This window comes from Variovorax dokdonensis (assembly GCF_030316895.1).
In the GTDB taxonomy this organism is placed as follows: Bacteria; Pseudomonadota; Gammaproteobacteria; order Burkholderiales; family Burkholderiaceae_C; genus Variovorax; species Variovorax dokdonensis.
This window is the reverse complement of record NZ_JASZYV010000004.1, coordinates 209,779-223,012: the sequence shown is the minus strand read 5'-3', so window position 1 is coordinate 223,012 and position 13,234 is coordinate 209,779. Positions and strand designations below refer to the sequence as shown.

The 13,234-nt window shown below is 66.2% G+C and carries 11 protein-coding genes; 4 read left to right on the top strand and 7 right to left on the bottom strand.

The genetic code is table 11. From position 1 onward, the window contains the following. Nucleotides 1–26 precede the first annotated feature (26 nt). Nucleotides 27–839 (bottom strand): metallophosphoesterase, encoded by an 813-nt coding sequence (locus QTH91_RS19570; protein ID WP_286661813.1) that lies wholly within the window; start codon nucleotides 837–839, stop codon nucleotides 27–29. 173 nt (nucleotides 840–1,012) lie between these two features. Here QTH91_RS19570 and QTH91_RS19565 point away from each other — a divergent pair, with 173 nt between their 5' ends. Further along, a complete protein-coding gene (locus QTH91_RS19565) occupies nucleotides 1,013–1,180 on the top strand; it encodes a hypothetical protein (protein WP_286661812.1) in 168 nt (55 codons plus the stop codon). Between the two features lie 17 nt (nucleotides 1,181–1,197). Here QTH91_RS19565 and QTH91_RS19560 read toward each other — a convergent pair whose 3' ends face one another. Then, nucleotides 1,198–2,163: a LysR family transcriptional regulator gene (locus tag QTH91_RS19560; protein WP_286661956.1), complete on the bottom strand. Its 966-nt coding sequence runs from the start codon at nucleotides 2,161–2,163 to the stop codon at nucleotides 1,198–1,200. Between the two features lie 107 nt (nucleotides 2,164–2,270). Here QTH91_RS19560 and QTH91_RS19555 point away from each other — a divergent pair, with 107 nt between their 5' ends. Continuing rightward, a complete protein-coding gene (locus QTH91_RS19555; RefSeq protein ID WP_286661811.1) occupies nucleotides 2,271–2,801 on the top strand; it encodes a hypothetical protein in 531 nt (176 codons plus the stop codon). A gap of 72 nt (nucleotides 2,802–2,873) precedes the next feature. Here QTH91_RS19555 and QTH91_RS19550 read toward each other — a convergent pair whose 3' ends face one another. The 3 genes from QTH91_RS19550 to QTH91_RS19540 all read right to left on the bottom strand — a co-directional run bounded on the left by QTH91_RS19550 (nucleotide 2,874) and on the right by QTH91_RS19540 (nucleotide 6,435). Further along, a complete protein-coding gene (locus QTH91_RS19550) occupies nucleotides 2,874–4,742 on the bottom strand; it encodes a phosphoenolpyruvate carboxykinase (GTP) (protein WP_286661810.1) in 1,869 nt (622 codons plus the stop codon). Between the two features lie 162 nt (nucleotides 4,743–4,904). Beyond that, nucleotides 4,905–5,057: a hypothetical protein gene (locus QTH91_RS19545; RefSeq protein ID WP_286661809.1), complete on the bottom strand. Its 153-nt coding sequence runs from the start codon at nucleotides 5,055–5,057 to the stop codon at nucleotides 4,905–4,907. A 178-nt stretch (nucleotides 5,058–5,235) separates the two neighbouring features. Next, the gene (locus tag QTH91_RS19540) at nucleotides 5,236–6,435 is read right to left on the bottom strand and encodes a threonine ammonia-lyase (RefSeq protein ID WP_286661808.1); all 1,200 of its coding nucleotides are present in this window, start codon (nucleotides 6,433–6,435) and stop codon (nucleotides 5,236–5,238) included. A 141-nt stretch (nucleotides 6,436–6,576) separates the two neighbouring features. Here QTH91_RS19540 and QTH91_RS19535 point away from each other — a divergent pair, with 141 nt between their 5' ends. Further along, the gene (locus QTH91_RS19535; RefSeq protein WP_286661807.1) at nucleotides 6,577–8,904 is read left to right on the top strand and encodes an ATP-binding protein; all 2,328 of its coding nucleotides are present in this window, start codon (nucleotides 6,577–6,579) and stop codon (nucleotides 8,902–8,904) included. 202 nt (nucleotides 8,905–9,106) lie between these two features. Further along, nucleotides 9,107–10,708 carry a S41 family peptidase gene (locus QTH91_RS19530; RefSeq protein ID WP_286661806.1) on the top strand — a complete coding sequence of 534 codons (1,602 nt, stop codon included), beginning with the start codon at nucleotides 9,107–9,109 and terminating at the stop codon, nucleotides 10,706–10,708. A gap of 24 nt (nucleotides 10,709–10,732) precedes the next feature. On the opposite strand, the gene QTH91_RS19525 is transcribed toward QTH91_RS19530, so the two are convergent. Together QTH91_RS19525 and recQ are read right to left on the bottom strand one after the other, a co-directional pair. Beyond that, complete coding sequence (locus tag QTH91_RS19525) at nucleotides 10,733–11,134, bottom strand: hypothetical protein (protein WP_286661805.1); 402 nt, start codon at nucleotides 11,132–11,134, stop codon at nucleotides 10,733–10,735. Between the two features lie 126 nt (nucleotides 11,135–11,260). Continuing rightward, nucleotides 11,261–13,150 (bottom strand): DNA helicase RecQ, encoded by a 1,890-nt coding sequence (recQ, locus tag QTH91_RS19520; protein ID WP_390369063.1) that lies wholly within the window; start codon nucleotides 13,148–13,150, stop codon nucleotides 11,261–11,263. Nucleotides 13,151–13,234 lie beyond the last annotated feature (84 nt).

Here is a 13,234-nt window from a genome sequence, read left to right as displayed (position 1 = left end):
CGACGTCGGCCCGGCTTCGCATTCGGCTAGCGCCGAGGCACGTCGACCAGCCACTGCGGCCGAAAGCCGACCTGCTCGCCCTTGCTCTTGTAACCCAACGGATTGGCCACGACCCGGCAGCCTTGCTTCACGTAGTCGAAGGGGCAATGAAGATGCCCGTGAAGCCAGAGCCCGGCCTTGGGCAGCAGGTCGTCCAGCGAATTGCAGAACCCGGCTGTTCCGGGCGTGAGGCCGTAGCGCGGGTCCGCGCTGGCAAGAGTCGGCGCAAAGTGAGTGACCACCACCGTCGTGCCGTCGTAGGGTGTGTCGAGCGCCGCGCGCAGCCATTCCTGGCTTCGAAGCGATTGCTCACGCACGCCATCGGCAAGAAAGGGTGCGCCCCCCCGTGTACCGCCGGTCGTCTGGAGGTAGTAGTTGGCCGCTCGCATGGCCTTGCCGCGCTTGGTCAGCTGATCGGTCATGGGCTCGCGCGGATCGACCAGCGCGTCGAAGTCGCTCCATAGCGTGCTGCCGATGAAGCGCACGCCTTCGTGCTCCCAGACCTGCGATTCCATCCAGCGAATGCCCAGGCGCTCGCAGCAATCCTGCAAGCGTGCATGCACCTCGTCGAAGTCGTCGTTGTCGTACTCGTGGTTGCCCGGTACGAAGAGCACCGGCACCGGCCAGCCCTGGCGCGGCGAGAAGCGAGCCAGGCCGAAGTCGGTGTCGGTCAGGCGCGAGCCAGCCTGATAGCCGCCGATGTCGCCGGCCAACACCAGCAGATCGGCCCCGGGTGCCGCAGGAATGTGCAGGTCGGGATGGACTTCCAGGTGAAGGTCGGAGAGCAGTTGCAACTTCATCGCCTCATTGTGGCCTGTGCGATGCGAGCCGCCTCGGCGACCCCAGAAGCGCGAATTCGGCCGGGTGAATTTGGTTATGCAACGAATGCATAACGACGGCGCGCACGAACTAGGGTTAACCCCTAAAGTTACGACATCGACGCCGAACCGGTGTCACCACAAGGGAAAAAACAATGTCCAACCTGATCGCACAACTCGCCCGTCTGTTCACTGCCAAGGCTTCTGAGCCCAGCCATGCGGCAAGGCTCATGCAGGCCGCAGACGACAGCGCCGGCCTGGATGCCCGCCACGCGCAAGAACTGCGCGCCGCCGCCAGCGCCTGGCTGCGTGTCGTTCGCTGAGCGCCAAGCCCAAACCGTCACCTGACCGCGGGCGTCGTGAAAGCGACTTCCGCCGCGCGCACCAGCGAATGGCGAAGCCATTCATGCGCATGACCGAACTGCGCCCGCCGATGCCAGACGGCATCCACATGCATCAGGGGTTGCTCCAGCGGCAATTCCCGGAACACCAGATGTTCGGCATAGCCGGTCGTGCCGATGAAGTGGCGAGGCAGCACCGTCAACAGATCTGATCCCGCCACCACGCGGCCAGCCGTGAAGAACTGGTTGACAGTGGCGACGATCCGGCGCTCACGGCCCAGCGCGCCCAGGGTCTGGTCCACGAATCCGTAGGGCCTGCCGGAAAAGCTCACCAGCAAGTGGCGCGCCGCGCAAAAGTCGTCCAGGCTGAGCGGCGCGGCCGAAAGCGGGTGCCCGCGCCGCATCACGCACACGTATTGGCTTTCGTAGAGCCGCTGCGACTCGAAGGGCATCGATTCACCGGATTGCGCCGCAGCCGCCAGGTTCGCGATCAATGCCGGAAAGTAGCCGATCGCCATGTCGGCGGACTCGTCTTCGAGTTGCGGCCGCGGATCGCGCGTCGTGAGCGGCAGCGTCCGCAGCGAAATGCCCGGCGCCTCCTGCTCGACGATGTCGATCAGGCCCGGCATCAGGCCGGCAGCCGTGGCATCCGCCATGGCCAGCACGAAGGTGGTGCGTGCATTCGCCGCATCGAATTCGGACGGTGCGAGGGTGTGCTGCAACTGGCGCAACGCCTCCCGAACGGCCGGCCACATGGCCTGGGCCCGGGGCGTCGGTTGCACGCCGGCCCCGGAGCGATGGACCAGTTCGTCGCCGAGCAGCTCGCGCAGGCGCCGCAAGGAGTTGCTGACGGCAGGTTGGGTGATCGCGAGATTGCGTGCGGCACGCGTGAGGTTGCGTTCGGCCATCACCTCGTCGAACACACGCAGGAGATTCAGATCAAGCGTGCGAAAGTTGACGTTCATCATCGTTGTGAATGAATAGCATCACAAAGATAAATTTGAAAAACACTAGGGCAAACCCTAAGATTCAGTCATACACACAGGCCACAAGCCTTGGAGAGGAAATCATCATGACCAGTTTTGTTCAAGTTCAAGCCCCCCAACAACATCCCGGCGTAGAGCGCGCTCTGGCCGTCGCTACCGAACTGCGCGCTGCGCGCGGCCGCCTCGACGGCATTCGCGGCGTGTCGGCCGCCGTGCTGGCTGGCGTCATTGCCGCAGCGCTGGTGGCGCTGGACAACATGGTCATGGGCCTGGAAACGGCCGAGATGGTCGTCGCCTGGGTCGCTCTGTCGGTCCTGATCTTCGCCGTGATCGCCCTGGGCACGAATGTGGCCGCCAAGCTTGGCGATCGCGTCGCCACCGCCTGGAAGCCGATCGCCGAACGCCGCGCCCAGAAGCGCGCCGACGCCCAGTACATGGCCTATGCCGAGTATGACCCGCGCGTGATGCACGAACTGCAAGTGGCGATCAGCCGCCAGGAGCAGACTGAAGTGCCGGCAGCCCCGGCACAGGCAGCCGCTGCAGAGCAGCGTGACGTGTTCGAGGCGCTGAGCCTGTACGAATCCACCCGCCGCGCACGCATGGTTCGCTATTACTGATCTCCTGCTGTCACCTCAAATGAAAAGGCCGCCCCACAAGGGCGGCCTTTTTTGCTTGCCTGAACGCGTGGATCAGGCGGCGAGCCGGCGCTCGATCGCGGCCTTGGTCTCGGGCAGTTCCTTGGGCAGGTGGTGCTTGAGCTGCTCGAACAGTTCGCCATGCAGCTTGAGCTCGGCTTCCCAGGCGGCCTTGTCGATGCTCGTGACGCGCTGGAATTGATCGGCGCTGAAATCCAGACCGGTCCAGTTCACTTCCTCGTAGCGCGGGCTCACGCCGAACAGATGGTCAACGCCCTCGGCCTTGCCTTCGATGCGGTCGATCATCCACTTGAGCACGCGCATGTTCTCGCCATAGCCGGGCCAGACGAACTTGCCGTCCTCGCCCTTGCGGAACCAGTTGGTGGTGAAGATGCGCGGCTGCTTGGCGCCTGACGCTTCCAGCTTCTTGCCCAGGTCGAGCCAGTGCTGGAAGTAGTCGCTCATGTTGTAGCCCATGAAGGCCAGCATGGCGAACGGGTCGCGGCGCACGACGCCCACCTGGCCGACGATGGCGGCCGTGGTCTCCGAGCCCATGGTGGCTGCCATGTAGACGCCTTCGGTCCAGTTGCGGCCTTCGGTGACCAGCGGCACGGTGGTGGAACGGCGGCCGCCGAAGATGAAGGCGTCGATCGGCACACCGGCCGGATCGTCCCAGGCCGGATCCAGCGCCGGGTTGTTGGTGGCGGCAACGGTGAAGCGCGAGTTGGGGTGGGCGGCCTTGGCGCCGGTTTCCTTGGCGATGGCGGGCGTCCAGTCGTTGCCCTGCCAGTCGATCAGGTGGTCGGGCTTCTTCTTGCCTGGGGCGTCGTCTTCGAGGCCTTCCCACCACACGTCGCCGTCATCGGTGAGCGCGACGTTGGTGAAGATGACGTCGCGGTCGAGGCTTCGCAGGCAGTTGGGGTTGGTCGTGAGGTTGGTGCCCGGGGCGACGCCGAAATAGCCCGCTTCGGGGTTGATGGCGTAGAGACGGCCGTCCTTGCCGGGCTTGATCCAGGCAATGTCGTCGCCGATCGTCGTGACCTTCCAGCCCTCGAAGCCTGCCGGCGGCACCAGCATCGAGAAGTTGGTTTTGCCGCATGCGGAAGGGAATGCGGCGGCGACGTGGTACTTCTTGCCTTCGGGCGAGGTCACGCCCAGGATGAGCATGTGCTCGGCCAGCCAGCCCTCGTCGCGGCCCATGGTCGATGCGATGCGCAGGGCAAAGCACTTCTTGCCCAGCAAGGCGTTGCCGCCATAGCCCGAGCCATAGCTCCAGATCTCGCGCGACTCGGGGTAGTGGACGATGTACTTCGTCTTGTTGCACGGCCACGCCACGTCCTTCTGGCCGGGCTCGAGCGGAGCGCCGACGGTATGGATGCAGGGCACGAACTCGCCGTCGGTGCCGATCACGTCAAACACGGCCTTGCCCATGCGGGTCATGATCTTCATGTTGACGGCCACATAGGGGCTGTCGGACAGCTCGATGCCGATGTGGGCGATCGGCGAACCCAGCGGACCCATGCTGAACGGCACCACGTACATGGTGCGACCCTTCATGCAGCCGTCGAACAGGGGCGCCAGCGTGGCGCGCATCTCGGCCGGGGCCATCCAGTTGTTGGTCGGGCCGGCGTCTTCCTTCTTTTCAGAGCAGATGAAGGTGCGGTCTTCGACGCGCGCGACGTCACTCGGATCGGAATTGGCCAGGAAGGAGTTGGGGCGCTTGGCGGGGTTGAGCTTCTTGAAGGTGCCGCCGTCCACCAGAAGCTGGCAAAGGCGGTCGTACTCTTCCTGGCTGCCGTCGCACCACTCGATGCGATCGGGTTTGCACAGTGCCGCCATTTCGGCGACCCAAGCCACCAGCTTTGGGTTCTTGACGTAAGAGGGCGCCTGGATATCCAGGCCCTTCACTACGGGTGCGTTCATCGAAAGACTCCTTAAGTTGAGAAACCGTCTTTTCGAACAGACCTGGTTGCCGACTCATGGGCAGGACTGTTTGAGAAAACGTCTTTCCCTAAAGGCTTTCGAAACTGGGGGTAGAGAACCGGAGGCGCGGCGCCTGCTTTCAGGCGCCGGCAACAGCGAAAGTCAGGCCAGCAGCACGGCGATGGATGCCAGCAAAAGCATCAGGACGCCGCCGCAGAGGGGAAGAACCAGCGGCATCAGCGGCACGATCGATTCGACCGTGTCTTCTTCCAGATGTGCGGCTTCGCTGGGCGTGGCGGGCGTGGGCTGGCTCATTTGTGACAACTTCCTTCAGACTCTGAAAATGGGGTGTCAGATCGCAAAACGGGCGATCATTTTACCCGGCCCCCATCCGGCGGGCTCTCAGGGGCAACCCATGGTGCGCGGCGGCGGAATCCGTCAACCACTGTCATCCATCTTCCACAAGGGCACCGCTGTGCCAGTCGCGAAGGCGTCAGGATTGGGAATCGGCTTGCAGTCCCGCGGCGCGCAGCGCCGCCAGCACCGCCGCCAGATGGTCTCGCCCGCGTGTCTGCAGCACCAGTTCGATCTCGACGTTCTGCGCCGCCAGCATGGTGAAAGCCCTTTGATGGTGCACCTCGTCCACATTGGCGCCGGCCTCGGCCACCACCGCGGTGATCTGCGCCAGCACGCCGGGTACGTCGCGCGCGCTCACACGGACGCGCGCCAGGCGGCCGGCACGGACCATGCCGCGCTCGATGATCGCCCCGAGCAGCAGCGGGTCGATGTTGCCGCCGGACAGGACCAGGCCGACGCGCTTGCCGGAAAAGCGCCGCGGATGGCGAATGAGCGCTGCCAGGCCGGCCGCGCCTGCGCCTTCGACCAGCGTCTTCTCGATCTCGAGCAGCATCAGCACCCCTTGCTCGATGTCGCCTTCGTCCACCAGGACGATGTCGTCCACCAGGCTGGAGATCAGCGCCAGCGTGTGCTCGCCCGGCGTGCCGACGGCAATGCCTTCGGCGATGCTGCTGGTGCCCTGCTCGTGATGCGTGTGCTTGACCGCATTGAACATGGCCGGAAAACGGGTGGTCTGTACCCCCACCAGTTCGATGCCGGGCTTCGCAGCGCGCGCCGCCACGGCAATGCCGGCCAGCAAGCCGCCGCCGCCGATGGCGATCACCATCGCGTCGAGGTCGGGCACGGCCTCCAGCATTTCCAGGCCGATGGTCCCTTGCCCGGCGATGATGGCTTCGTCGTCGTACGGGTGGACAAAGGTCAGGCCGCGCTGTTCGGCCAGGGCATAGGCATGTTCGCGGGCGGCATCCAGCGTGTCGCCATGCAGCACCACTTCGGCGCCGAAACCGCGCGTGCGCTCGATCTTCACCCCGGGTGTAAAGCGGGGCATGACGATGGTGGCCGAAAGCCCCAGGCGCTGGGCGTGATAGGCCACGCCTTGCGCATGGTTGCCGGCGGACATCGCAATCACCCCACGCACGCCATCGGCAGCCAGTTGTGCCAGCTTGTTGCATGCGCCGCGCTCCTTGAAGGAGGCCGTGAACTGCAAGTTCTCGAATTTGAGGAACACCTGGGCGCCCACGATCTCCGAGAGCGTGCGCGACTCGACGAACGGCGTCGCCAGGACGTGCCCCTGGATCCTGGCGGCGGCTTGATGGATGTTTTCGACGGAGACCATGCGTGATTGTGGCCCGACGCCAACTGCGGGTTATTCCTGTGGCGGACCCTTCCCGAAGCCAAAAGTCTGCGCTATGGTCGCGCTCACTGGCGGTAGCGCCCGCTGCCGCACTTTCCTTGGATCAGGAGGCCTTTGCACATTATGGTTCGTCGCACGGCGATCGATGCAGCCACCGGCGTTGCGCGCGGGCAGTGCCTGCCGTCGCCTGGCCTGCGCGAGGCGCCGGTGCTGGAGCTGATGTGCTCGCACTTCGTGCTCACGCTTGCCGCCAAGCAAGGGCCTCGCTTCAACGTGCGGCGCGACCTCAACGGCCTGCTTTCGCTCACGGGGCGGCATCTTGTCTGGCCGGCGCCGGTCCTGCTGCGCCTGCGCGAGTTCCTGTCCAGGCGCTGCCAGGGCAACGAGGTGTGGCAGGGCGTGGAGGACGTCGATCCGCGCACGCTGCTGGAGCGCCATGGCGTCTGGCGCGGGCCCTACGAAGAAGGCACGCTGTTCTTCTATCTCGACGAATACGCCAAGGACCAGCCCAAGGATCTGATGGCCGTGCTCTCGGTGACGCGCGACTGGCTCACCCATGCACTGCGCAAGCAGAGCACGCTGGTCGAGAAGAACATCGACGCGCTGGCCGGGCTGCTGCAGCTCAACAGGGCCGAACGTGCGCTGCTGCTTTACGGCACGCTGGCGCGCTATCAGCGCGACCTGCGTTCGCTGCTGGTGGAGTTCAAGGTCAACAATGCGCCCGAGGCCTACGCCGCCATCGCCGAAGTGGCTGGGGTGAGTGCGACCGAAGTCGGCGAGGCACTGCGCGCCGGTTCGCGGCTTGAGCGCATTGGCCTGGTGGAGAACCTCATCTCCGAGCACAACATCACCGATCTGGCCGACCTGATGAAGGTCAGCGAAAAGCTCCCGCCAGTGCTGATGCGCGAATACCGCGACCACAGCGAACTGATGGCCGTGTTCACGCGGCCATCCGCCAAGTCCAGCCTGGCCGTGAGCGACTTCGCCTTCGCCGAGGAAGACGTGGCGATGCTCATCACGCTGTTTCGTGCGGCGGTTGCGCGCAAGGAGCCGGGCGTCAACGTGCTGCTCTACGGTCCGCCGGGAACGGGCAAGACCGAACTGGCGAAGGTCATGGCCCAGGCGGCCGGTCTCGATCTGTTCGAGGTGGAATATGCGGACCGCGACGGCAACTCGCTTTCGGGCCGCGACCGCTACCGCTCGCTGCAGATCGCGCAAGCGTTTCTCAAAGGCAGCGCCTGCGCCGCGCTGCTGTTCGACGAGGTGGAAGACGTGTTTCCACCCATCAGTACCGAAGCGGCGCAATTCATGGCGCGCGCCGAGCATGTGCCGGCGCCCACGTCGGGCAGCGTGAGCGGCAAGGCGTGGGTCAACCAGATCCTCGAATCGAACCCGGTGCCGACGTTGTGGGTGACCAACCGCATCGAGCAGATCGATCCGGCTTTTCGGCGGCGCTTCGCCTATCACCTCGAGCTCAAGTCGCCCCCGCCGGGCGCGCGCGAGCAACTGGTTCGCAAGACCCTCGAAGGCGTGGCCGTGAGCGAGGCGTTCGCCGCCAAGCTGGCCGAGCGCAAGGGGCTGACACCGGCGCAGATCCGCACCGCAGTCCGTTTCGCAGCATTGGCCCAGTCCGAAGGCACTTCCGTCGAAGGCCTCATCGAGCGCCAGCTGCGCAATGCGGACCAGGCGCTGGGCACCTTCGGTGCGAACAGGAGCAGCGAGCGGCCCAGTGTCACCACCTACGAGCTGGACATGCTCAACGTGGAGTCGCGTTTCGAGGTGCCGCGCATCGTCGCCGCCCTGAAGGCGCGCGGCCACGGCAGCCTGTGCTTCTACGGCCCGCCGGGCAGCGGAAAGACGGCGCTGGCCGAGCACATCGCCAGGCAGATGGGCCGGCCCCTCCTGGTCAAGCAGGCGAGCGACCTGATGAGCAAGTATGTTGGTGAGACCGAGCAGAACATGGCGGCCATGTTCCGCGAGGCCGAGGCCGAGAAGGCCGTCCTGCTGCTCGACGAGGCCGACAGCTTCCTGCAGGACCGGCGCGGCGCCCAGCGCACCTACGAAGTGACCGAAGTCAACGAGATGCTGCAGGGCATGGAGCGCTACGCAGGCGTCTTCATCTGCACCACGAACCTGATGGAGCGGCTCGACCAGGCGGCGCTGCGGCGCTTCACGTTCAAGATCAAGTTCAAGCCGCTTGCCGCGCAGCAGCGCGAGCGGATGTTCATCACCGAAGCGCTGGGCGGCGACGAAGCGCTGCTCGACGCCCGACTCAAGTCGCGCCTGGCCCGCCTGGAGCAGCTCTGCCCCGGTGACTTCGCGGCGGTCAAGCGACAGGTCGACATCCTGGCGACCACGTTCACGCCCGACGAGTTTCTGGACCAGCTCGAGATGGAACACCGCGTGAAGCCCGAGGTGCGCGAAGCCCGCGGCATCGGCTTTTTCCACTAGCCCCCTGGCCTGGCAATCCAGGCCTGTTCCGCGCCTCGGTTCAACGTGGTTTGCAAGGTTGAGCAGATTGCGGCGCGTCTTGCCCCGCTCGTGGCCTTTTCGCACACGTCGTGCGCTCGCGCGACGTTAACCTTGAGGGTTTCGCTCCGCGGCAGACGCGGGGCCTGAGCAAGAAGAGCCGATACGGCAAGGGAGCAGAAAGATGAGCTTGAGATGGAGCGCACGCCATGCGGCGTGGGCAAGTGTTGCGTTGCTGGCCACTTTGGCAGGTTGTGGCGGCGGTGGTGGCGGCAGTGTCGGCGGTGGTGCGAGCAACGGGTCAGCGTCGACCTCGAACTCCTCGTCGACCGGCAGCGGCACGTCGAACACCCAGACCCGTCCCACCCCTTCCTCGCCGGCCGAGATCGTCGACTCCAGAACCGTCGCGGCCATGTGCGCCGCCCCACGCGCGGCATCGCGCGATCGACCGGGCAGCCTGAGCGACGAGAAGCGCTGGGTGCGTTCCTGGATCGACGAGACCTACCTCTGGTATGACGAAGTGCCCGCGCTCAAGCAGGCCGACTACGCGACGCCGGTGGACTACTTCAACGTGCTGAAGACCTCGGCCACCACCTCGAGCGGCAAGCCCAAGGACCGGTTCCACTTCAGCATCGACACCGCTACCTGGGAAGGGCAGAGCGAGCGCAACCAGAACCTGGGCTACGGCATCGAATTCACCTTCCTGGCCAGCGCGCCTCCGCGGGACGTGCGCGTGGCCTACGTGCAGCCCGGCTCGCCCGCTCAGGCGGCCGGCATCGAGCGTGGCATGCGCCTGTTCAACGTCGACGGCATCGACGTGATCAGCGGCGGCGATGTCGATGCGCTCAACGCCGGCCTGGCGCCGGCCAAGGCAGGCGAATCGCATCGACTGGGCTTTCGCAGGGTCGACGGCAGCAGCGTCGACATGGCCCTGGTGTCGGCCGAGGTGATCGACTCACCGGTGATGAACGTCAAGGTGCTGGACACCCCGGACGGCAAGGTCGGTTACCTGCAGTTCAACACGCACACGCAAGCGGCCGAGGCGCCGCTGATGGACGCCATCGCGTACTTGCGCGATGCGGCGGTGACCGACCTCGTGCTCGACATGCGCTACAACGGCGGCGGCCTGCTGGGCATCGCCGCGGAGCTGGCATCCATGATCGCGCCCAGCGGCAGCACGGTTGGCCAGACCTTCGAGCGAATGATCTTCAACCGCAAGCTCAACGCGGCGATATCTGCGGCGTCCACGCGCATGCCCTTCTATGCCACGGCGCAATACGACCCTGCGGTCAGGGGCCGAGCGCTGCCCAGGTTGAACCTGTCGCGTGTGATGGTTCTGGCCGGCGGCGCGACCTGCTCGGCCAGCGAATCGGTGGTCAACGGCTTGCGAGGCATTGGCGTGAAGGTCGATCTGGTCGGCGGCACCACGTGCGGCAAGCCCTACGGCTTCCTGCCGCAGGACAACTGCGGCACCACCTACTTCGCGGTGCAGTTCCAGGGCGTGAACGCCCGTGAGCAAGGCAACTATGCCGACGGCATGGCACCCACCTGCACGGTGGCCGATGATCTTTCGCACCAGCTAGGCGACCCTGCCGAAGCGCGCCTGGCAACGGCGCTGGAGCTGCGCCGCACTGGTCGCTGCCCCGCGCCGGTGACGGCCATGGCCTCCGGTTCGCTCAAGGGCTCCTTGGGCTCGTTGACCGGCGAGAGCCGGCCGGACGGCCAACTGCGGCCTAAGTTGACGGACAACCGGATCCTGCTGCCGCAGGACCTGATGCGCGAGTGATCCTGCCTTCCGGCGCCTGCGTCTTCAGCGACCCATGCGCCGGTCGTAGCTGCGCGAGACGCGGTTGATCAGGTCGGGGTCGCGCGCCCCGGTGGCATCGAACTGCACGCGCACGCTGCCATCGGCCTGCTGGCGCACCGCGCCGGTGACCGTGGCCTGGCCGGTCCGGCCGACGACCGTGCCGCTGGCGCGATCGCGCACGCTGAGCATGAGGCCTTCGTCCTGCATGGCGCCTGCCACGGCGTCGAACGAGCGGTCGAAGCTGGCTGGGACGGGTGCGCCGACCGGGACGGGCTGGTAGTAGGGGTAGTAGCAGCCCGCCAGGCCCAGTGACAAGACGCTGGCGCAGCCAATGGCGCGGACGCTGCGCCACGCGGCGTCAGAGGCTTGCCCAAGGCGCCGGATCCCTGGCAGGTGGAAAGACATGCTGATCCCCTCGATGAGTTCGTTGTTGGATGGGCACCCCGGCGGGCACGGGGCATTGTGGCCCGATGCGCGGGCTTCTCCAAGCACCGGGCGGCGCGCTCGGTCCAGGCGACCGGGCGATGCCACTCAGCCGCCGCAGATCGCCAGAACCTGAGCGCCGTAGGCCGTCAGTTTCTTTTCCCCGATCCCGCTGATGCCCTGCAGATCCTGCAGGGTGGCCGGCGCGCGCTCTGCGATGGCGGCGAGCGTAGCGTCGTGGAAGATGACGTAAGCCGGCAGGTTGTGCTCCTTGGCCACCTCTGCGCGCCAAGACTTGAGCGCCTCGAAGCGCTGCTGCCCCATGGCATCCAGTTGCGCCGCAGCGGCGGATGTGCGGGAGGCGCCGCCCGACGCGCCGCCGCGGCTGCGTCGCCGCGAAGACGATGCAGGCGAAGAGACGGATTCGCGCAGCAGCACCGGCACCTCGCCGCGAAGAACGCCGCGCGAGCCTTCGGTCAGTTGCAGCGTGTTGTAGGCCTGCGCGTCCACCGCCAATGCGCCGATCGCGATCAGCTGTCGCAACACGCTGCGCATCTGCGGCTCGCTCAGCTGCGCGCCAATGCCGAAGGTGCTGACCTGTTCGTGGCCGAACTGCTTGACCTTCTCCGTCGACTTGCCGCGCAGGATGTCCATGATGTGTCCCGCGCCGAAGCTGATGCCGCTTTGCTGCTGCACCCGGTAGATGGTCGACAACAGCATGCGCGCGGCCTCGGTGCCGTCCCACACCTCGGGCGGGTTCAGGCAGTTGTCGCAATTGCCGCAGGGCAGGCTTTGTTCGCCGAAGTAGCCAAGCAGCCGCACGCGCCGGCAGTCGATGGCTTCGGCCAACGCCAGCAGCGCATCGAGCTTGCCACGCATGACCTGCTTGAACTCGTCGCCGGCCGGGCTCTCGTCGATCATGCGTCGCTGGTTGACCACGTCCTGCAGGCCGTAGGCCATCCATGCCTGCGCAGGCAGTCCGTCGCGGCCGGCGCGGCCGGTTTCCTGGTAGTAGCCCTCGATGTTCTTCGGCAGGTCCAGGTGAGCGACGAAGCGCACGTCGGGCTTGTCGATGCCCATGCCGAACGCGATCGTGGCCACCATCACCACGCCGTCCTCGCGCAGGAAGCGGTCCTGGTGGCGCTGGCGCACAGAAGCATCCATGCCGGCGTGATAGGGCAGGGCGTTGATGCCGGCGTCGGCCAGCGCCTGCGCCACTTCCTCCACCCGCTTGCGCGACTGGCAATAGACCACGCCGGCATCGCCTTCGTGCTCGCCCTCGATGAAGCGCAGCAGCTGGGCGGTGGCGTCCTTCTTCTCGACGATGCGGTAGCGGATGTTGGGCCGATCGAAGCTGCTGACAAACTGCCTTGAGTCGCCGAGCTGCAGGCGCTCGACGATGTCGGCCCGGGTGAGGTCGTCGGCCGTCGCGGTCAGCGCGATGCGCGGCACGCGGGGATAGCGTTCGTGCAGCACGGTCAGCGCCCGGTACTCGGGCCGGAAGTCGTGCCCCCATTGGCTCACGCAGTGCGCCTCGTCGATGGCGAACAGGCTGAGCTTGCCCCGCGATGCCAGCGAATCCAGCAGTTCCAGGAAGCGCGGCGTCGTCACACGTTCCGGCGCGGCATAAAGCAACGTGACTTCGGCCCTGGCCAGGCGCCGCTCCACCTCCTGGGTTTCCTGCCAGTCGAGGGTGGAGTTCAGGAATGCGGCGTCGACCCCGGCCTCGTGCAATGCGCCGACCTGATCGTGCATGAGCGCGATGAGCGGCGAGACGACGATGCTCACGCCGTGCCCGGAACGCTGCCTGGCGATGGCCGGCACCTGATAGCACAGCGACTTGCCGCCGCCGGTGGGCATGAGCACCAGCGCGTCGCCCCCGCCGATCACGTGCGCGACGATCTCGGCCTGCGCGCCACGGAACGCGGCGTAGCCGAACACTTCCTCCAGGATGTGCTGTGGATCGGCAGGGTCGGCGGCTGAAGCCGGCGGCGAGATGAGGCGGGAAAGCAGGGACAAGGGCGGGCTGCGACGAAATAGGACGGGGACGGCCGTTGCGCGCCGACCCCGGCATTGTCTCAG

Coding starts and splice junctions, on each gene's coding strand:
- QTH91_RS19570 (WP_286661813.1), bottom strand. CDS start 839: ATGAAGTTGCAACTGCTCTCCGACCTTCACCTGGAAGTCCATCCCGAC.
- QTH91_RS19565 (WP_286661812.1), top strand. CDS start 1,013: ATGTCCAACCTGATCGCACAACTCGCCCGTCTGTTCACTGCCAAGGCT.
- QTH91_RS19560 (WP_286661956.1), bottom strand. CDS start 2,163: ATGAACGTCAACTTTCGCACGCTTGATCTGAATCTCCTGCGTGTGTTC.
- QTH91_RS19555 (WP_286661811.1), top strand. CDS start 2,271: ATGACCAGTTTTGTTCAAGTTCAAGCCCCCCAACAACATCCCGGCGTA.
- QTH91_RS19550 (WP_286661810.1), bottom strand. CDS start 4,742: ATGAACGCACCCGTAGTGAAGGGCCTGGATATCCAGGCGCCCTCTTAC.
- QTH91_RS19545 (WP_286661809.1), bottom strand. CDS start 5,057: ATGAGCCAGCCCACGCCCGCCACGCCCAGCGAAGCCGCACATCTGGAA.
- QTH91_RS19540 (WP_286661808.1), bottom strand. CDS start 6,435: ATGGTCTCCGTCGAAAACATCCATCAAGCCGCCGCCAGGATCCAGGGG.
- QTH91_RS19535 (WP_286661807.1), top strand. CDS start 6,577: ATGGTTCGTCGCACGGCGATCGATGCAGCCACCGGCGTTGCGCGCGGG.
- QTH91_RS19530 (WP_286661806.1), top strand. CDS start 9,107: ATGAGCTTGAGATGGAGCGCACGCCATGCGGCGTGGGCAAGTGTTGCG.
- QTH91_RS19525 (WP_286661805.1), bottom strand. CDS start 11,134: ATGTCTTTCCACCTGCCAGGGATCCGGCGCCTTGGGCAAGCCTCTGAC.